16 protein-coding genes are annotated in these 19,305 nt (G+C 44.7%); 8 read left to right on the forward strand and 8 right to left on the reverse strand.

Features of this window, described 5'->3' with window-relative positions:
* Positions 1-236 precede the first annotated feature (236 nt).
* The 5 genes from HCJ96_RS05735 to glpQ all read left to right on the forward strand — a co-directional run bounded on the left by HCJ96_RS05735 (position 237) and on the right by glpQ (position 4,885).
* The gene (locus HCJ96_RS05735; RefSeq protein ID WP_169210081.1) at positions 237-1,034 is read left to right on the forward strand and encodes a hypothetical protein; all 798 of its coding nucleotides are present in this window, start codon (positions 237-239) and stop codon (positions 1,032-1,034) included.
* 263 nt (positions 1,035-1,297) lie between these two features.
* Positions 1,298-1,882 carry a DUF4136 domain-containing protein gene (locus tag HCJ96_RS05740; protein ID WP_169210082.1) on the forward strand — a complete coding sequence of 195 codons (585 nt, stop codon included), beginning with the start codon at positions 1,298-1,300 and terminating at the stop codon, positions 1,880-1,882.
* A gap of 84 nt (positions 1,883-1,966) precedes the next feature.
* On the forward strand, positions 1,967-2,494 hold the full coding sequence (gene gloA, locus HCJ96_RS05745; RefSeq protein ID WP_169210083.1) for a lactoylglutathione lyase: 528 nt from the start codon (positions 1,967-1,969) through the stop codon (positions 2,492-2,494).
* A 202-nt stretch (positions 2,495-2,696) separates the two neighbouring features.
* The gene (locus tag HCJ96_RS05750; protein WP_169210084.1) at positions 2,697-3,746 is read left to right on the forward strand and encodes an aromatic ring-hydroxylating oxygenase subunit alpha; all 1,050 of its coding nucleotides are present in this window, start codon (positions 2,697-2,699) and stop codon (positions 3,744-3,746) included.
* Positions 3,747-3,910: 164 nt separating this feature from the next.
* On the forward strand, positions 3,911-4,885 hold the full coding sequence (gene glpQ, locus HCJ96_RS05755; RefSeq protein ID WP_169210085.1) for a glycerophosphodiester phosphodiesterase: 975 nt from the start codon (positions 3,911-3,913) through the stop codon (positions 4,883-4,885).
* 72 nt (positions 4,886-4,957) lie between these two features.
* On the opposite strand, the gene HCJ96_RS05760 is transcribed toward glpQ, so the two are convergent.
* The gene (locus tag HCJ96_RS05760) at positions 4,958-5,821 is read right to left on the reverse strand and encodes a flagellar protein MotY (protein ID WP_169210086.1); all 864 of its coding nucleotides are present in this window, start codon (positions 5,819-5,821) and stop codon (positions 4,958-4,960) included.
* A gap of 237 nt (positions 5,822-6,058) precedes the next feature.
* Between HCJ96_RS05760 and rnt the strand changes: the two genes are divergently transcribed.
* Positions 6,059-6,709, forward strand: a complete 651-nt coding sequence (rnt, locus tag HCJ96_RS05765) for a ribonuclease T (protein WP_169210087.1) — start codon at positions 6,059-6,061, stop codon at positions 6,707-6,709.
* Between the two features lie 60 nt (positions 6,710-6,769).
* Here rnt and HCJ96_RS05770 read toward each other — a convergent pair whose 3' ends face one another.
* Together HCJ96_RS05770 and HCJ96_RS05775 are read right to left on the reverse strand one after the other, a co-directional pair.
* Positions 6,770-7,375 carry a peroxiredoxin gene (locus HCJ96_RS05770; protein WP_169210088.1) on the reverse strand — a complete coding sequence of 202 codons (606 nt, stop codon included), beginning with the start codon at positions 7,373-7,375 and terminating at the stop codon, positions 6,770-6,772.
* Positions 7,376-7,557: 182 nt separating this feature from the next.
* Positions 7,558-9,714 (reverse strand): response regulator, encoded by a 2,157-nt coding sequence (locus HCJ96_RS05775; protein WP_169210089.1) that lies wholly within the window; start codon positions 9,712-9,714, stop codon positions 7,558-7,560.
* Positions 9,715-9,910: 196 nt separating this feature from the next.
* Between HCJ96_RS05775 and HCJ96_RS05780 the strand changes: the two genes are divergently transcribed.
* The gene (locus tag HCJ96_RS05780; RefSeq protein WP_169210090.1) at positions 9,911-10,105 is read left to right on the forward strand and encodes a (2Fe-2S)-binding protein; all 195 of its coding nucleotides are present in this window, start codon (positions 9,911-9,913) and stop codon (positions 10,103-10,105) included.
* Between the two features lie 6 nt (positions 10,106-10,111).
* On the opposite strand, the gene HCJ96_RS05785 is transcribed toward HCJ96_RS05780, so the two are convergent.
* From HCJ96_RS05785 to HCJ96_RS05805, 5 genes are all read right to left on the reverse strand, one after another.
* Positions 10,112-12,715 (reverse strand): TonB-dependent receptor plug domain-containing protein, encoded by a 2,604-nt coding sequence (locus tag HCJ96_RS05785; protein WP_425483735.1) that lies wholly within the window; start codon positions 12,713-12,715, stop codon positions 10,112-10,114.
* Between the two features lie 491 nt (positions 12,716-13,206).
* The gene (locus HCJ96_RS05790; protein ID WP_169210092.1) at positions 13,207-14,274 is read right to left on the reverse strand and encodes a FecR family protein; all 1,068 of its coding nucleotides are present in this window, start codon (positions 14,272-14,274) and stop codon (positions 13,207-13,209) included.
* A gap of 7 nt (positions 14,275-14,281) precedes the next feature.
* The gene (locus HCJ96_RS05795; RefSeq protein WP_169210093.1) at positions 14,282-14,836 is read right to left on the reverse strand and encodes an RNA polymerase sigma factor; all 555 of its coding nucleotides are present in this window, start codon (positions 14,834-14,836) and stop codon (positions 14,282-14,284) included.
* A gap of 151 nt (positions 14,837-14,987) precedes the next feature.
* Entirely contained in the window at positions 14,988-17,567 is a 2,580-nt protein-coding gene (locus HCJ96_RS05800; protein WP_169210094.1) for a TonB-dependent receptor plug domain-containing protein, read from the reverse strand.
* 423 nt (positions 17,568-17,990) lie between these two features.
* Positions 17,991-18,344, reverse strand: a complete 354-nt coding sequence (locus HCJ96_RS05805) for a Grx4 family monothiol glutaredoxin (RefSeq protein WP_169210095.1) — start codon at positions 18,342-18,344, stop codon at positions 17,991-17,993.
* A gap of 337 nt (positions 18,345-18,681) precedes the next feature.
* On the opposite strand from HCJ96_RS05805, the gene sodB reads away from it, so the two are divergent.
* Positions 18,682-19,266 carry a superoxide dismutase [Fe] gene (sodB, locus tag HCJ96_RS05810; protein ID WP_169210096.1) on the forward strand — a complete coding sequence of 195 codons (585 nt, stop codon included), beginning with the start codon at positions 18,682-18,684 and terminating at the stop codon, positions 19,264-19,266.
* Positions 19,267-19,305 lie beyond the last annotated feature (39 nt).

A 19,305-nucleotide genomic window follows, 5' to 3' on the forward strand; every position in this document is an offset into this window, starting at 1 on the left:
TACTTTACACATTGAACACAAACCAACCAGATAAATAATTAACTTACTAATTTTAAGAGCTTTTTGTTAACGGCCTGAAAATTGCGTATAAAAACATCAATGCAATTCGAAGTGACCACCTCTAAACCGGCGAGTGACTGCTGGATTGGATAACCACTAGCAGTGCAACATTGCAGTTCATTGTTTTCACTGCTTATTTTAGAAGTTAATAAAAACTATAAAATCAGGAAGTTAAAATGAAGAATAAATCAGAGAAGTTGATTAAACATAAGTTATTAAGCTTACTTATTTTCTATGCTGCATTAGTCTCAGGCAGTGCTCATGCCAATGTTATCTATTCAACCGGGTTTGAATCGCCCGCGTTTTCTGTAGGTGATATTGAGGGCCAACAGGGGTGGCAAGTTTATGGCGATGAAACAGGTGAAGCCGTTATTCAAAACGCTGAGTCTTCGTCAGGTACCCAAGCGTTGGAACTTGACATGGCAGGTACCCTTGAAGATGATTATTTTGAAACCTATTTACCAGTAGGTATTGAATTGGATGGTGGTATTTTTACGCTCACCGCTGATTTTATGAGAGTAGGTACAGTGCCGGACTATGCAGGTATCTCACTGTGGGGGGACACCGGGTTTCTTGGTCAGATTTTAGCATTGAATGATAACGCGCTAGGCAGTTCCAGCGGTGTTCAGTTAGGTAACAATGACACTAATGGCGAGGTTCTCACCTTTACCGAATCTGTATGGCACACATTCAGTTTGGAGTTAGATTTTGACGCCATGTTGCTTTCTGGCTGGGTTGATGGCAATTCACTAGGGCAATTAGCGATTAATCCTTCGGCAGGTGCACCAACAGTGATTGAAGATATCGTATTATTTTCGTTTTCAAGTGATGAAGATCAAAGCGTATTTTTCGATAATATTACCGCTACCTATTCCGAGAGCGATAGCCAGATATCTGTTCCTGAACCTCAGACGTTCGCAATAGTTATGTTGGGTATGATTTGTCTGCTTTCAAGACAAAGGCAACAAGTTTAACGCATTTATGTATAATGTAAATGCGCCTAAATTGCCTGCTTGATATGTTAAATCCGTTGCGGTGAATTTCGCCGCAATTTGCTTACCGCTTTGCAGAAAGAGAGTCTTGAAGACGTTAACAGCTAGGTCAATTTTACTTAATCAGATTTTACTCTGGTTACATGGATTACTCTTCCCTGCTTTAGATCATAAAAAGCAGACAAAACGATCCCTATCCTTAGTTTCATTCGTTTAAACCCTGTTGTAATAACTTCGGTATATTTATGTTTTCAAATAACCACACGCTTGCATTGGCACGTGCATTTTTAGTTGTTTTCATTTCATCTGGATTATTGATCGGCTGTGCGTCCAACAAACCAGAAGTGAATATGGTTGACGAGGAAAACTTCAAAAGCATTAACACTTTTTTTGTTCAACCCCCGCTCAATCCCGTCAATGTGCCCGTTGAAAACCACGTAGTGTCTTCAATCTCAAGCATTCTGCTTAGCAAGGGGTTATCACCTGCTAGCAAAGATAATGCAGATATTGAAGTGACATTCTTTCCCTCATCTGCCATTAAAGACAATGGCAAATCCATGAGTATTGGACTGGGTACAGGCGTATTCGGACGCTCCAGCGCGATATCACTGGGTAGCATTTTTAACATTCCTGTGGGGGAACAGGTTACACAGTATCAGAATCTGCAAATTGATATCATCCAAAATGGTGAATTTATTTACAGTGCAGCTGGCAGCACTGAGCTGGAAGCAAAGGATAGTATTACGATCCAAAAAGAACTGACCAATCTGGTGCATGAATTATTGCGACCTTATCCGGCGAAGTCAGTCGCACCAGCCGAAACTAATTAAAGAGTGAAAAATCAAAGTCAGGATTGCAAACCGGATGTTACCCCCAACATCAGTAGGTCGAGCCATCGTTAAAGAGGATTAATCATGACCCGTCATTTTGAAAAAGCAGAAGGCCTGTGCGAACAACGAGACCCAGCTACACTGGGCTTTGTCTTTAACCAAACCATGCTGAGAATCGCTGACCCGGTCCGCTCCCTGGACTTTTACACCCGGATAATGGGCATGACATTGTTAAGAAAACTGGAGTTCCCAGAAATGGAGTTTACGCTTTATTTCTTAACAGCAGGCGATGATTTTTCCGATATCAGTGCCAACAACAAAGAGCGAACAGCGCAAACCTTCGGTCGTCCGGCAATGTTGGAGTTAACCCATAATTGGGGTGACAGCGCAGCGACTACCACTTATCACAATGGCAACAGCGAGCCCAGAGGATTTGGACATATCGGCTTTCACGTGCCAGACCTGGAAGGTGCTTGCCAGCGCTTTGAGGACTTAGGCGTTGCGTTCCAAAAGCGCTTGCAGGATGGCAAAATGAATAACCTGGCGTTTATTAAAGATCCTGACGGATACTGGATTGAAATCTTTGATGCCAATCGTATGGCGGGATCGTAGGTCGCCCACCCGTCTATGCGTCGATATCACGACTCGCCATACTGGTGCATCATCAGTATGGCCTAATGTGCAGTTGTCTCAGCTTAACCAACTTTAATTTAAACCTACTGGGCAGGTTCCAGAATGCATGACAATATTGCGTAAAATGCTAATATAATACTCTTCTCAAGCCGTTGATTAGTTGTTCTTGGAGCTACAGTCTTTGTTCAAACACCCTTCTATCAAAAGCTACTTTGATGCTGAAATCGCAAAAACTGAAACCGATTCTGCTTTCGCAAGAGGGCTCAGCTACGCGGGCCATTCTCTTATGGTTCCGGAAAAATTCAGCTATCAGGTTCTGCCCCACTTTAATGATCGGTTTGTGCTGTTCAACCAGAGTGACAAGTATGATCTGGTATCGAATGTGTGTTTACACCGCCAGGCTAAACTATTGGAAGGCAGCGGCAGAACCAGAAGTATCGTGTGCAAACTGCATTGCTGGGGATATGACAACCTGGGCGCATTGAAAGGTGCGCCGCACTTTGAAAGTAAACCTGAGGGTAAGCTTAAAACTGAAACGCTCAACAAATGGAACGGAATGTTGTTTCGCGGTCGTGTACCCGATATGGATTTAGCGGCACTCGGGTTAACCTCCTATATTAACTTTGATGACTATTTCTTCGCTGGGCTTGAAACCACACAGTACAACTTTAACTGGAAAACTTTCGTTGAAATTTATTTGGAAAACTATCACGTTTTTTCGATGCACCCTGGCCTCAGGCAATTTGTTAAGCCTAACGACTTAGAGTGGGACTTTGGCAAGGACTATTCGGTGCAAAAAGTGGGCTTAGGTGAAGATTTACTCAAAGCAACTACACCCCATTATCGTCACTTTCAGGATGCGCTGGTTGAGCGTTTTGGCGACAACCTGCCAAGATATGGCGCCATCTGGTGCTATATCTATCCCAATATCATGATCGAATGGTATCCCGAAGTACTGGTTGTCAGCACCATTTATCCCAATGGGCCAAGACACTGTACCAATCACGTGGAATTTTATTACCCTAACGTGTTTCATGCGAAAGTGCCGGGTTATTTCGAAGCGGAGAAAAAAGCCTACATGGAAACTGCTTTCGAAGACGAGGAAGCCTGCTTAATTTTAGAACGAGGTAGAGAGGCGTTGTATCTGTCCGGTGAAGAGGAGCACGGGCCGGTAGATTCATTTTTGGAGGCGGGTGTAGCTAAGTTTTATGAATTTTTATCTTCACCATAAACCATTTATTTAAATCCATGGGCCAGTTGCAATGGGGCACAACATCATTGAATATGCGGGTGATTCAGCTGAACAGTTGGATTAGATCGCTTGTGCACCTTGTCGGATCTTAATGCGACGGCAAATATACGCATCGATGCCGTTTAAAACATTAAGGAATGACTATGCTATCCCGCTATATCCCAATACTGATCCTGGCGACCTTATCCAAACACGTCTTCGCCTTCGATGTCATCGCTCATCGCGGTGCTTCAGGGTACTTACCTGAGCACACGCTTGCTGCAACTACATTGGCGCATGCTCAGCTGCCCGCTTATATTGAACAGGATGTCGTTCTGACAAAAGATAACATTGCGGTTGTTTTACATGATATTCATCTAGATACCGTTACCGATGTTGCAGAAAAATTTCCTGAGAGAGCAAGAAAAGACGGTCGTTACTATGTGATCGATTTTACCCTGGCTGAAATAAAAACGCTGGTTGTTCACGAGCGCACCACCCAGGCAGGTGAGCAAGTCTTCCCTAAACGATATCAAGGTTCACAGGCTCAATTCAGTATCGCCACACTGGCGGAACATTTAGAGTTAATTACCCAGCTTAATCGTCAGCTGGGTGCCTCTATTGGTGTTTACCCAGAAATTAAGGCCCCTGCCTGGCACCGCAAGCAAGGCAAAGATATCAGCGCTATCGCATTGGGTGTGTTAGAAACCTATGGTTATCTGAAAAAAGACAGTCAAATTATTTTGCAATGTTTCGATTTTAAAGAGATAACCCGCTTACGTGATGAATTAGGCTATAAAGGCCAGTTGGTTCAACTAATAGGGAGTAACAACAGCCATTTGCTAGACACAACGTCGTCGATAAAAGAACTTGCGACTGTGGTGAACGGCATTGGCCCTTCATTTAATCAATTGTTGGATAAGGCCGCGTTAAGCAAAGGTCAGCTTAAACCCCAAACGTGGGTCACACAGGCGCAACATGCGGGATTGCTCATTCACCCTTACACACTGCGAGCCGACCAGCTTCCGCCTGGCATGACACTCAACGAAGCGGTTACTGCTTTACACATACTCGATGTGGACGGGGTGTTTACTGATCATGTGCCGCCGGTGAAAACCGCAATAAACCAGCTGAGGTAGCGGAATATCAAAAAATGGCGCCTTGCGCGCCATTTTTGTCATATTGCAATAAGTCAAAGAAGCAGTAATAAATTACGATTTGGTTAACTGCACCACCACTCTGCGGTTCATGGCGCGCGACGATGCGTTATCATTCGGTGCAATATGATGCTTTTCGCCGTGTCCGGTAATCTCGATTCGCTCACCATCCACACCCAACGCGGTGAGATAATTTTTCACTTCATTTGCACGTCGGATTGAAAGCTGCTCGTTATTCCAGCGACCACCATAACTGTCGGTATAACCATCTAACAACACTAACTCCAGGTTGCTGTCTTCTTTTAAATATTCTCCAATCATGCTCAATCGCTTTTGAGAATACTTGGTCAGGTCTGTACTATTTTTTTCGTAGCTAAGCACGGTGTAAGCGATATCATCAAAACTATACGGCAACAAGTTAGAGACACATTGAACGAATTGACGGTATGCAGAAGTAAAATTGCTGGCATTCAACGAGACTGAGACTTTGTCATAAGCGTTATACCAGTCTTGATAGTAAATGGTTGGCCAGTAGCCTTTCTCAAGTTCACTCAACATTGTCCATGCCGCTTGTTCAGGAAGATCACCCGAATATTGAGTACGCAGTTGCATGTCAGCAATGATTTTTGGTGCCTGGCCAGGCATCCACTTGGGAGGGATAGAATACACTGCCGCCACATCAAACTTTTTAGGCAGCAAATACATGTCCATTTCAAATTCCATGTTCAACTGCTTGGATGCCAGGCTGGTAAAGAGCGCATCACCGTAACCGGGAACAGTGTGGTTTAACGTACATTCGAGTCGGTTAGTTGTTTGCATTAGCCAGCTTGAGTCTTCTACTGCCGCAGCATACTGACGCATAGCGGCGTTAGTGGCACCGCTGACTATTACGAATAGGGCAAAAGCAAATCGAATCATGGGAAAATTTTATTACACCGTCTTGTTCTATTTATCATATCGTCTTTTTTCGCAAAAGCTTTAGCTAATACTCATCCGTGATGAAAGGAGCTCACGAAAAATGCAAGCTGCCCGGCTGGATACTCATGCGCATAACTGCGATAATCGGCGAATATCCCCTCTTAACTTCAAAACTACAGACTTAAACCAGAGCATAAATTAAACCAGTTTTGCGTTTATTAAGGAGCCAGTGACTAAATGAGTGTTAAGCGCACGCCCTTGAACCAGCGTTTCAGAGGATATTTTCCAGTGGTAATCGATGTTGAAACAGCGGGTTTCAATGCCACGACTGATGCCCTGCTGGAAATTGCCGCCGTGACATTGAAGATGGATGAGGACGGTATCCTGGCTCCGGACAAAACGATTCATTTTCATGTGGATCCCTTCGAAGGTGCAAATTTAGAGCCTGCTGCATTGGAGTTCAACGGTATTGATCCGTCCAACCCATTACGGGGTGCGGTCTCTGAAACTGACGCCATGAAAGGGGTGTGTAAAGGTGTTCGCAAGTTACAGAAGGCTGCGGAATGCCAACGTTCCATCATTGTCGCCCATAATGCCAGTTTTGATCAAAGCTTTGTCAATGCAGCAATTGAACGCAGCGCCATCAAACGTACGCCGTTCCACCCGTTTGTTTCGTTTGACACCACTTCATTAGCAGGATTGGCGTTGGGGCAGACGGTGCTAGTGAAAGCCTGCAGGGCAGCAAATATCAGTTTTGATGCCAGTGAAGCGCACAGCGCGTTGTATGACGCTGAAAAAACCGCTGAGCTATTTTGTTTTATGGTAAATCGATATCAGGCGCTTGGCGGCTGGCCTTTGCCTCAGGAAGCTGATGAAGAGGAAAAATAATTCAGGGGTAGAAACATTATCCTGAGCCCGATGGCTCAGGATAAAAACCGTTAGCTCAATTTATAACTTGTCAGCTTCTTCAGACAAGAACTTGGCTACACCTTCTGCGTTCGCGCTCATACCGGCTTTACCTTCCTGCCAGCCTGCTGGACACACTTCACCATGTTCTTCATGAAAGTTTAACGCATCAACCATGCGCAGCATTTCATCAATGTTACGACCCAGTGGCAGATCATTCACCACTTGATGACGCACCATACCGTCTGCATCAATTAGGAATGAACCACGGAATGCTACACCAGCTTCAGGATGCTCAACATCATATGCCTGACATACTTCATGTTTGACATCAGCAACCATGGTATATTTCACTTCACCAATCCCGCCTTGGTTAATCGGTGTTTTTCTCCACGCATTGTGAGTAAACTGAGAATCGATAGACACGCCAATAACTTCACAACCACGTTTCGTGAACTCTTCATAACGTTTGTCAAAAGCAATAAGCTCTGATGGGCAAACAAACGTAAAATCTAAAGGATAAAAGAAGACTACAGCTTTCTTACCTTTGATCGCTTCGCTTAACGTAAACGAATCAACGATCTCGCCATTACCTAAAACTGCTGCTGCTGTGAAATCAGGGGCTGGACGCCCGACTAGTACGCTCATAATTCACTCCATATAACTGTAATTGATTTGCTCAGAGTTGTTCACGAAACCGAGTATTGCTTAATAACCGGTCAACGATTCCGCCATCAGAATCAGATCCGTTTGCTTAACTTTTCTCGACCCCGAAAGGTTAAGCATTTATTATTGGTGCAGATTTCAAAATAACAACCGTAAATAAAAATTTAGCTATCCGGTTGCTCATTTTTTCGTTTAGTGTACTTTTCCAGCGTCGAAAGCAATGTTGCTTTATCTATTGGTTTTGTTACGAAATCGTCCATGCCGGCATCAATACACTTCTTTTGTTCTTCTTCAAACACATTCGCCGACAGGGCTATAATCGGCGTGGTGATTTTCAGCTCGTTACGCAATTTGTAAGTGGCAGTGACGCCATCCATAACCGGCATATTCATATCCATCAGGATGGCATCAAACGTCTCCATCAAACACACGTTCACCGCGATTTCACCATTGTAAACCACACTCACCTGATAACCGGCATCCTGAAGTATTGCTTTAGCAACTTCAGCATTCAATTCATTGTCTTCAACGACCAGAATGGAGGGTACACTGTGGGCAGAGGGTTGACGGTTTTTCTCCCATCGCTCATGCAATTGCGCAATTTCCATTAAGTCCGCTTCAAGTGTTTGTCGATTTACCGGCTTTCCATGGGTTCGCCAGATCAATGATTCTACCTGCTCGGAGCACTCCATTTTTTCCAGTGCTGCCGATATCAGAATTACGTAAGGTAGTGTGCCACGCCTTTGTGCATGCAAGTTCTCCAATAATTCTACACCGTTCATTCCCGGCATCGACAAATCAACAATAAGAATATCAAATTTGGTAGAGGAGCGTAGAAATTCACTCGCAGAACTAAACAGCTCTTTTCTCAGTCCAACTTCAGCGACAATGTGGGAGAGATATTCACGACTGGACAGCAGGTCATCAACTATAGCGCATCGCAATGCTCGCTTGACTTTTTCGCTGGCGACGGGGGTTTTAACAATTTCGATTGGCAAAACTGCGACAAATTCACTTCCCTTTCCAACCTTGCTTGAAACACTGATATCTCCTCCCAGCAGTTCACAAAGTTGTTTGCTGATTGCCAGGCCCAACCCTGTCCCGCCAAACTCACGATGGCTGGATTGGTCCGACTGGGTGAAGCGTTCAAACACTTTCTTCAATTTTGTGTGTTCTATGCCAATGCCGGTATCCTTAACGGTAAACTGTAAATGATGAGTCTGTTCCTTAATAAAAATACCGACCTCAAGGGTTACCTCACCATGTCGGGTAAACTTAATCGCATTGCTGAGCAAATTATTTAGAATCTGACCAACGCGAACAGGATCTGAATTGATAAAGTCCGGTAGCGCGGTCAATCTGTTATACGTAAACTTGAGCTGCTTGTTGCGCGCGTGTACTTCCTGCACAGCGGCAATATCGTCTATTAACTGAAGCAGATTGAAGGTCACTTTATCGATGGCAAGCTTACCTGACTCAATCTTTGATAGATCCAGCAAATCATTTATCAATACCAAAAGCTGGTTACCTGCACCTTTTGCTTTCTGAAGAAAATACGGTGCGCGTTTTGGTTTATCCAGCGCAAGTTCAATCATGCCGAATATCCCATTCATCGGCGTGCGCAGTTCATGGCTCATGCTGGCAAGAAATTCGGATTTTGCCTGATTCGCATAATTGGCCATACTTTCGGCTCGTTTGGCTTTAATCAGCGCGAGTTCAAGCTTTTCGATATTGGCTCGAAGGCTTCTTTCCATTGGCAGAAAAAGAAAAAGCCCTACCATAATCAGCATGATTAACATCACAGCCCATAAGCTCCACTGAACCCTATTTACCCGTTTTATACGAAGGTCTGCCTCACGTTTAAACTGCTGAACTACCTGGTCTAGCGATGATAGAAGAGGATCAATAAAGCTCAGTTGAAAATAAGCAGGTAGAGAACCGCAGGTTGGATTCAATGCGTGTGCACGTGCTACATCGATAAATGCAGTCACTCTTTCATCTAGCTTCTCCTCTCCCAAGTACTGGGCTCTAATAGCGACGGGAACATTTTCCAGCGCCATTAAAAAATGGTGATTTCGGGTGAAGTTTCCCAATGTATTGTCCATCAGCGATGCGACTGATTGCTGGTTATCATCACAGTTTGACAGTTTCGCCGCTAATAAACTGATTCTTTGCGACAACATTCTCTGCTGCCCCGCTACATTTATGATGTAGGCGTCTTCTTTTTGCTGACTGTTAGTAAAATAGGAAATAGCCACAGAAACTGTCGCCAAAAGTGCAAAAAGAATCAGAGTGACCACATATCGAACGCGTATTGACATTAAAGCGATAAACCCTACAAAAAGAAAAATTTCTCCTTAACTCTAGCATCAATTAATAAAACATGAAGCGAATCAAGGATTTTCAGAGGTTTTTTAACAATTAATTGGTTAGCGTAAAACGTTGCGTCATTTTAGCCCTTGCAGATTTAGTAAATAACAATTATTATCATTAGCAGGTAATAACTGGAATCATTTCATGTACGTGTGTATGTGCTACGGCATCACGGATAAATCCATCGCATCGGTTGTGAAAAATCAGGGCGTGGGTAACATTCGCGAATTAAGACAGCACCTTGAATTAGGTGATCAGTGTGGAAAGTGTATTCAAATGGCACAGGAAGTCATTGATTCCACTATCATCGACGACTCATTGTTTAAAGAAGTCTGCTAACTCTTTTTATTCTGTCTGGTAAGTCAATTGCAGATAATAAAATCCACCGCCTATACCATTTGGTGCTGTTGGCGGATATAGCGCTCCCACTGCACCTTTATACGGGTTCACATCCGGACGCGTATCAAATACGTTCTTCGCACCAACCGCCGCATGCAAATGCTTATTTATCTGCCAACCCACTTCGACGTCCATCGTTACGATAGAGCCCGCATAAATATCCATACCCGCTGACGCATCCAAATGATCTTCGTAAAAGCTACTGTAATAATTAGCACGCCAGGTAACTTCCCACTCCTGCAAGGTTTGTAACAATGTCAGATTAGCGCGATGGGCTGGTAAGTTATCCTCTAGCATGCGGATACGCGCTTCAGTCAGGTTAGGTTCGTAAACTATTTGGCCGTTCTCACGTTCGCGTGGATACTGATTTACTCGTGCAACTTGGGTATCTGTCCAATTGTAAGCGAAAATCATTTGATTAGTTATTGCATTGAAGTCAAATGCATAATGTACAACCAAATCGATTCCTTGTGTTTCAGTGTCAAAATCATTAGTGAAAAATTTTGCACTTTGGTAGCGGTCTGCGTCCGGATACCCTTGCGCGACTAATGCATCAATATCCGCCTGCGTAAGGGTGATTGCCGATGTGGTACTGATGCGATCATTCAGGCGAATATTGAAATAATCCAGCGTCAGATAAAGTTGTTCGTTATACATCGCGACCAGACCAACGCTGGTATTGACAGATTCTTCAGGAGTCAGCGGTGTCGCACCTAGTTGAATTGAAATTGCATCGGTCGGCGGTAACGTTGCCTGGTCTTCCAGACCATTTGCAGAATAGGCTGTGGTCACATTTATCACATTGCTCTGACCTACGGTGGGTGCTTTAAAGCCGGTACTTGCGGATCCTCTCAACGCCAAATAGTCATTCAACTCTAAACGGCTACTGATCTTTCCATCAAAGGTACTGCCAAAATCCGAGAAATTTTCGATACGCGCGGCGATTCCCAACTCCCACGTATCGGTAATAAAAATTTCTGAGTCGGAATACATCGCCCAATTGTGTCTTGTCCAATGCCCTGATGAAACAGGTTGATATCCAGGGAAGCCATTGGAGCCTACACTAAACCCCTGGCTAAAACCCGATGCCGGGTTGTACGCAAAAGGACCGGCTTGCCAGGAGGCTTCATCGCCTGCACGCTGATGATATGACTCTGCGCGCCATTCAAACCCAAATGCCACGTTCACCGCTTCGGCTACCGCAGTTTCAATCGACTTGCTGATATCGAGATTTATAGTACGCTCAATTTGACTCACCCCTCCGGGTCTAAAAGCAGTCGGAGATTCAGGTCCCAGCGAGGGATTGACCGTTTTGTTAAGCGTGTAATCAATACCCGAATAACCCACTCCCGCACTGGCGTCCCAGAGCCAATGGTCTATTTCACCACTGAACCCAAAAAAGGTTGACGCATCTTTGATAGTGCCTCCAAACTCGGGAGTAAATCCGCCTGGAAACCATTCGTTAAAGGCAAAACAGTTTCTCCCTACAGCCGTGCTGTTATCAGCAATCAACTTGTAATCTGCCTGCTCCAGTACGTTAGCTTCGGATAGCATAATCTGTGGACATTCAATCCCCTTATTAAGGCCATCTAGATCGGCAATAAGCAACGTAGGAGTTTGAGTCAGCGTGGTATCAGAAAAAACTCCGTCACGGGTTTGAGGATGACGAAAATAAAAACCGCCTTTAATTTTTCGCTTAGCAGCGTTGCCAAACATATAGGCTTCTACATTATCACTGAGAGAGTGCTTTGCATTAATGGCGGTTTTAACATCGTATTCAACATCAAGCGCCCCCCAGGTTTGGGCCGGATCATGCACAAACCTGTTACCCTTTTCGAACAACTGCTGCGCATCAGTGCGTTGTACGCTGCGCGATGTAGCCTGTTGTTGACGGTACTCAGCGGTAAGATTGATAAACCCTTCGTCGTTAAAACGAAACCCTTTGTTCGCTTGAAATTGAATAGACTGTCCATCGCCCTCATAATACTCACCGGCTTTCACCTTGAAGTAGCCGGCTTGCGCCTCATCTTTCAAAACAAAATTAATTACCCCTGCAATGGCATCTGAGCCGTACTGCGCAGCCGCCCCATCCCGCAATACTTCCACTTGCTTCATTGCAGCACCCGGTAAAACTGAAATATCAGGTCCCTGGGCGCCATCCGAAAGCCCGCCGCCCAGAAAGGTGATCGCCGCCGAACGATGACGACGCTTGCCATTTATTAGTAATAGTGTGTGGTCTGACGCCATTCCGCGAAGATTTGCTGGCCTGACTAAACTCGTTGCGTCGTTGATAGGCTGATCATTAACATTTAGCGAGGGTACCACAACGCTCAACATGGTAAGGACGTCACCACTTTCCTGCGCTGCAAATCCTTTTTCACTAACGATATCAAGTGGCACCGATGAATCGGTCACCGAGCGCGGGGTGTTACGTGTACCAACTACTGCAATACGCTCAAGCCCATAATGCCCTTCATCTTGCTGAACTGCATCGGGTTGTTCTGAGGTATTTTGTGCCAATTGGACAGGTTTGGTTTTTACGCTAAGCATACCTGATTCATCAACGGCGACCGCAAGTTGGGTGCCCTGCAACAAACGTTGCAGCCCTTCGTGCAAGGTAAATTCGCCTTGGAGGGCGTTTGCGTTTACCTTTTCCGCCAGCTCGTAAGGAAACAGCAAAGTGGTATCAGCCTGCCGGGCAAATTCAGTCAGTGCACTATCCGCTCTCTGCTCTGAGATCGAAAAGTGAAAGGTAGCTTGTGTTTCAGCGTAACTATTGAGGGAGTTGAACGTTGAGAGGCTGGCGAAGAAAACGATGGATTTATGAAACAGCAACGCGCGGCTTGCACTCTCGTAACAGAATTCTCTGCAAGAGTTCAAATAAGTTCGAATGGATGACGGATACCTGCGCAAAACAATCAGTAGTTATTATAATTTTACTCATAATTACACGAAGAGCCTGAACACCACAACAACTTAAGCTTTGCAGATTGTGTAAAAATTGAGTAGATCTTTGGGTTCTCAGGCTACTGCACACACAATCAGCCTGCAGTTCTCAGCTCTATTACCTTATCCAATTCCTGTGAATGTTCAATTTGAAAGCTATTTTTTAACGCAAACAAAAGACCGTCAATATCCCCAACTTTAAAAAAGCCTGCTACCCGACGCTCCTTAAGATCTTCGCTCAACAACTTAAATTGAATAGGGGTATATCTGCCTATCTCCTGAAGAACTTTGTAAAGCGGCTCACCTTTAAACACGATCATGCCCTGCTGCCAGGCTAAATCTTCGTCAATATCATTCTCAGTCAGGTTGTGCTTTTGCTTCACATCACCCTGTACCATGGCTTTTTCACCGGAAAACATTAACAGCCCCTCGGTGGCCACCGGCTTCTTAGTGATGAGTGATTGCACTCCACTTTGTGAAGCAGAGGCGTCATTCTGTTTAACAAGTACCCTGCCCTCCGTGACAACCAGCTCAAACGCCTCGTTTTCAACGTACTGCATGTTAAACGCGGTACCTACCGCAGTGACTGAATTTTGCCCCGCATTGACGGAAAACGGACGTTGTTTGTCGTGGGCCACAGTAAAATGTGCTTCGCCTTTAATTAAGTCAATTGACCGCTTGCTGTCGGTATAGGTAACAGCAAGCACCGTGTCAGTGTTTAGATGAATTATTGAGCCATCAGAAAGCGTAATATTTTTCTGTTCACCGATGGCCGTTTCTACTTGTTGCTGATGAACAATGACTGGCTGCGACTGGCTTTCAATCCAGGACCAATCCATCATCATACCTACTCCCAACATCATCAATGTAAAGCCCGCAGCGATGCTCCAGCGAGCATGTTTGACCAGCTTGTGTAACCGGCTTGCCTGTGGAGTCGGGGCCTCTCGTAATGGAAATAAGCCTGATAATTCATTCATCACGCTCATGTCATCCCACAATTGTGCTGTTTGTATCAACACTTTTCGGTGGCTTGACGACAATGCGGTCCAATGTTGCAATTCTTGTTTTTCCACTGATGATAATCCACGATCAATGCGGCTTACCCACTCACATGCTTGTTGATGAATTTCATCTTTGCTGGAAAATTGACTGATATTGTTCATGCCGTTACTACTTGGAATTTTGATTAGTGCTAACAGATGAAGATTTTTCAGCATCTTCATCATTCAATGCAGCTAAATATTGACTGCAATAAAGCAATCCTTTGGCTACATGTTTTTCTACCGTGCTTTCACTCAAGCCGACCAACTCGGCAATCTCTTTTTGTTTCATGCCATACACTTTTTTAAGCAGAAAGACCCGTTTAACTTCTGGAGACAACGTATCTGTCGCCCGACAAAAATTAATAAAGCGTTCTTTACTTTCAACATGCTTTTCCAGTGTAAAGCCAACCAACTCATGCGGTAGTGAATCCATATCATCCATGGGTTGATTGTATATATTGGCTGCGCTGGAGACGTGATTAAGGGCTAAATTTCTGACCGTCCTGAGCATGTAGGTTCGTGCATAGCGAATTTCCTGCTTCAACTCAGCTTCATAACTTTTAATGAAAGCTTCTTGCACAATATCTTCAATATCGTCCATGCTGACAATAGAACTAATGGCTCCCATCAGCTTCGAGCGATACTTTATATAGGTGGCCGAAAGAGTCGACTTTTTAGTCATAATATTATTCTTGTTCGTGTATTTTACTTTTTACACTCTTCACTATTCTGCCAGTATTGAAAGCGTAACGCCACGTATCATATGTAATTAACATGCCATCTCACGCTATCTGGAAGCTGGAGGAGCGAAACGCTCCTCCAGTTAAGCAGGATTAAAACGTGTAAATACCTCTCATGTAATAAAATCCACCATTAATACCAATTGGAGACGTTACTGGATACTGCGCACCAGCGACTTCCGTATCATACAGCGTGTTCTCGTCAGGGTATTCATCTAACGCGTTTTTGGCACCCACGGCAATTTCGAAGTTTTCTGCAAATGAGTAAGCCACTTCCAAATCCAGCGTCACTTCCGATCCAATCTTGTCGATATCCAGGGCTGAATCTAAATGGTCTTCATAAATACTGCCGAAGTAATTAACCCTACCCAGGAATCTCCAATCTCCGTTGTCATGCGTAGTGGTAAAGCTCCAGCGAACCGGCGGCAGGTTGTTTTCCAACATGCGAACACGGTATGGCGATATATTATCTGAGGCTTGATCAACTTCTGTGGACGTCCAGTTGTAAGCTAACGAGTATTTGGTCTCGCCATCCCACATGTCCATGCTGTAGTTAGCAACCACGTCTACCCCTTCGGTGGTGGTGTCAAAGTCGTTGGTGAAGAAGCTGACTTCAGTGAAGCTTGATGCATCACTCACGCCTTGCGCCAGTAACTGCGCAATATCTTGCTCTGTTAACTTAATACCTGATGCAGTGCTTAGACGGTCGGTGACTTCAATGTTGTAGTAGTCAATCGTCATAAACAGGCCGTTATCAAAGTCAGCCACCAAACCAACGCTCATGCTGGTCGATTCCTCTGGAGTTAACTGCTCACCGCCCTTCAAAACTGAGATTGGATCAGTGGGTGGAAGTGTCGCACGGTCAATCAGTTCACCGTCGGTACCAAATGCAGTGGTAACGTTTCTGACATTACTCTGACCAAGTGTCGGTGCTTTAAACCCGGTAGAATAGGCGCCACGCAGTGCAAGACTATCTGTCATCTGCCAACGAGCAGCAAGTTTACCTTTGGTGGTATCACCGAAATCAGAGAAGTCTTCATAGCGTAATGCTGCGGCAACCATGAAAGAATCGGTTAAATGCATCTCGGCATCAACATAAAATGCAATATTATGACGCGAAACTTCGCCCTGGCTGCGCGCAGACAGGCCGGGGAAACCGTTCGAGCCAATTCCGAAACCCTGACTGCCCAAAGGTCCAATTGCATAGGAAGCTGGATCACCGGCAATGCTTTCATAGGTTTCGTGACGATATTGGAAACCACCGGCAAGATAAATCGGCTCGTATAATCCCGCATCGATAGGTTTGGTTAAATCGATATCAAGCGTTTGTTCACTCTGAATGTATTTACCGGGTTTGAACGAGGTTGGGGTATCTGGACCTAGTGACGGGTTAATCGTATTTGAAATAGCAAAATCAATTTCATTCTGGCCAAGATTTACACTGACATCGTAACCCACTTCGTTAGCAAACTCGCCTTTGGTCCCCATAACTAAGGACATGTCAGTTACAACACCGCCAAATCGGGGAGTAAAGCCACCTGGTAAAATTTCATTAAATGCGAAACAGTTTGCTCCAACTGCCGTACTGTTATCTGCAATCGTAGCATAGCCGGAACTTTCCAGAACATTGGCGCCAATCACAACTTCCGGACAGCTTATCCCCTGACCTACGCCATCGAGGTCACCTACTAACAGTAACGCTTCACCAGCGTCATTGGTGCCGCCGTCAAACACACCACCTCGGGTATGCGGGTTACGGAAATAAAATCCACCCTCGACTTCGCGCTCAGCATAGTTACCAAACATGTAAGCTTCGGCATCATTGCCTAACTCAAGTCCAAGGTTGGCGAAAAGCTTGATGTCATCTTTAATTTCCGGGTTACCCCAGATCTGCGCAGGATCGGCAACAAACGTATTACCCGCGTCAATCAGCCCTTGTGCGTCGTCACGCTGAACGCTGCGCGAAGTTGGGTCAGCAGTGCGATATTCCGCGGTTAAGTTGACAAAGCCAGCTTCGGTGAGAGGCATACCGATGTTGCCTGACACCTGATACATTCTGCCATCACCCTCGTAGAACTCACCTGCCCGAGCTTCAACCGAACCGCCTTCGGATGAATCTTTAAGGACAAAGTTAACTACCCCGGCAATTGCATCAGAACCGTACTGAGCAGCAGCACCATCACGCAGCACCTCGACTTGTTTAAGTGCAGCAGCGGGAATTACGGAAATATCGGGACCTTGCGCACCATCCGATAAACCACCACCTAAAAACGTGATGACAGCGGAGCGGTGACGGCGCTTACCGTTAACCAGCACCAACGTGTGGTCTGATGCCATACCACGAAGGTTAGCTGGACGCACTAGTGTGGACGCATCATTAATGGGTTGTTCATTAACGTTAAAAGAAGGAACCACCGTTTGCATCATCGAGACCATATCGGTTGAACCTTGGTTCTTAAACTCTTCCTCAGAGATAACGTCTACGGGAACCGCCGATTCGCCAACTGAACGAGGCGCGGCACGCGTACCAACGACAGCAATTTTTTCAATATCGGCATTATCTGCAGTTTCTTCTTGAGCCAGAGCAGGTGTTGCGGCAAATGCACTGATTGTCACCGATGCTGCCAACACTGCCCGGACATTTTTAGATAAAAGTGTCAGTGAAGTTTTCATATTGTTTCCTGGAGTGAAAATTCCCCTTGCCCCGAACACCAGGGAAACGAACGCTCGGGGGTGGGAAATTTAATTATTTTTAACCTTTCAACACTGGCTGTAATTGCGAACCAGCATCTATTTGTATAATCCTTAACTTACTAAAAAACAAACGAATTAGAGAAAAAAAAGAATATTTTTTATTCACGTAGAGGATTTGACTTTGTGGCTTGTCTATTACTTTTTAGGCAGGTCTAAATTGGCAGAAAATTCACATTTTGTTCAGGAAAAAACGCTGACAAGATAATCCGGGAAGTAAACAGTTGAGTGAGTGATCAGCGTAAATTTGCGCTGATAAAAGCAAAAAACCCGACAAGGATGTCGGGCTTTTTTTATACTTCTCTCACTCACAAAAAATGTGCTGAGAGTCAAAGTAACAGACGTTTATTCAGCGTCGCTTTTGTGTTTGTCGGCAGTATCTTTAATCAGAGGTTGGAGTTCGTTTTGCTGGAACATCTCAAGAATGATGTCACAACCACCCACCAGTTCGCCATCCACCCACAATTGGGGAAACGTCGGCCAGTTTGCGTATTTGGGTAACTCTGCCCTGATATCAGGATTCTGTAGAATATCAACGTAAGCAAACGGCTCACCACATGACATCAGTGCTTGTGCAGCCTGCGCTGAAAAGCCGCAGCTTGGAAGTTTTGGTGAACCTTTCATGTACAACAGGATCGGATTTTCATCGATTTGCTGCTTGATACGTTCGACAGTAGTTTGATTCTCTGTATTTTCCATCCAGTCCTCTCAATAAGTGAAAAGTATAACACCGAACATACGTTTCCGGTTTACCCGCCGAATTTTATCATAGTCGTGCCGGGTCTGCCGAGTATACTGCGATGAATACTTGATTAAGTGATCTTTCTTTTGCCATTGTACCTATGATAATCAGGGTAAAAACAGAGATTTCAATTCCCTAAGATTATACTTTGCTAAAAATTTCAAATTTGTCATTGGGTTATGAAATAATGTCCCAATATAACTCTGACAACCTAGACCGCTGTTGACCTGAAGTTGCGAACAGGCTTGCTCTTCATCAGGCAGCAGACAACTTAATATCAACAAGGAGACTCATATGGCTTTTGAATTACCAGCATTACCCTATGAAAAAAATGCCTTAGAACCTCATATTTCATCTGAAACGTTGGATTATCACTACGGTAAGCACCATGCTACCTACGTGAGCAAATTAAATGGACTGGTAGAAGGTACTGACAACGAGAGTAAGAGCCTTGAAGAAATCATTAAATCTTCCAGCGGCGGATTATTTAACAATGCTGCGCAGGTATGGAACCACACCTTTTATTGGAATTGCTTAAGCCCTAACGGTGGCGGTGAGCCAACAGGTAAATTAGCCGATGCAATCAATGCAAGGTGGGGCTCTTTTGCTGATTTCCAGGCAGCTTTCAATGACAAAGCGGTAAACAACTTTGGCTCTAGCTGGACATGGCTGGTTAAAAAATCAGATGGCTCATTAGATATCGTTAACACCAGCAATGCGGAAACGCCTGTTAGTGATGACAGCCTGACACCTGTAATGACAGTTGATTTATGGGAGCATGCGTACTACATCGATTATCGTAATGCACGGCCAAAATATCTTGATGGATTCTGGGCATTAATCAACTGGGAATTCGCCAGTAAAAATTTCGGCGCTTAAGCTCGGAATGCTACTTTTCATCAGCCCGCTCCATGCGGG

This window comes from Alteromonas ponticola (assembly GCF_012911815.1).
GTDB lineage: Bacteria > Pseudomonadota > Gammaproteobacteria > Enterobacterales > Alteromonadaceae > Alteromonas > Alteromonas ponticola.

Coding starts and splice junctions, on each gene's coding strand:
- glpQ (WP_169210085.1), top strand. CDS start 3,911: ATGCTATCCCGCTATATCCCAATACTGATCCTGGCGACCTTATCCAAA.
- HCJ96_RS05770 (WP_169210088.1), bottom strand. CDS start 7,375: ATGAGCGTACTAGTCGGGCGTCCAGCCCCTGATTTCACAGCAGCAGCA.
- HCJ96_RS05795 (WP_169210093.1), bottom strand. CDS start 14,836: ATGACTAAAAAGTCGACTCTTTCGGCCACCTATATAAAGTATCGCTCG.
- rnt (WP_169210087.1), top strand. CDS start 6,059: ATGAGTGTTAAGCGCACGCCCTTGAACCAGCGTTTCAGAGGATATTTT.
- HCJ96_RS05800 (WP_169210094.1), bottom strand. CDS start 17,567: ATGAAAACTTCACTGACACTTTTATCTAAAAATGTCCGGGCAGTGTTG.
- HCJ96_RS05780 (WP_169210090.1), top strand. CDS start 9,911: ATGTACGTGTGTATGTGCTACGGCATCACGGATAAATCCATCGCATCG.
- HCJ96_RS05740 (WP_169210082.1), top strand. CDS start 1,298: ATGTTTTCAAATAACCACACGCTTGCATTGGCACGTGCATTTTTAGTT.
- gloA (WP_169210083.1), top strand. CDS start 1,967: ATGACCCGTCATTTTGAAAAAGCAGAAGGCCTGTGCGAACAACGAGAC.
- HCJ96_RS05805 (WP_169210095.1), bottom strand. CDS start 18,344: ATGGAAAATACAGAGAATCAAACTACTGTCGAACGTATCAAGCAGCAA.
- HCJ96_RS05760 (WP_169210086.1), bottom strand. CDS start 5,821: ATGATTCGATTTGCTTTTGCCCTATTCGTAATAGTCAGCGGTGCCACT.
- HCJ96_RS05775 (WP_169210089.1), bottom strand. CDS start 9,714: ATGTCAATACGCGTTCGATATGTGGTCACTCTGATTCTTTTTGCACTT.
- HCJ96_RS05735 (WP_169210081.1), top strand. CDS start 237: ATGAAGAATAAATCAGAGAAGTTGATTAAACATAAGTTATTAAGCTTA.
- HCJ96_RS05785 (WP_425483735.1), bottom strand. CDS start 12,715: ATGCTTAGCGTAAAAACCAAACCTGTCCAATTGGCACAAAATACCTCA.
- HCJ96_RS05790 (WP_169210092.1), bottom strand. CDS start 14,274: ATGAACAATATCAGTCAATTTTCCAGCAAAGATGAAATTCATCAACAA.
- sodB (WP_169210096.1), top strand. CDS start 18,682: ATGGCTTTTGAATTACCAGCATTACCCTATGAAAAAAATGCCTTAGAA.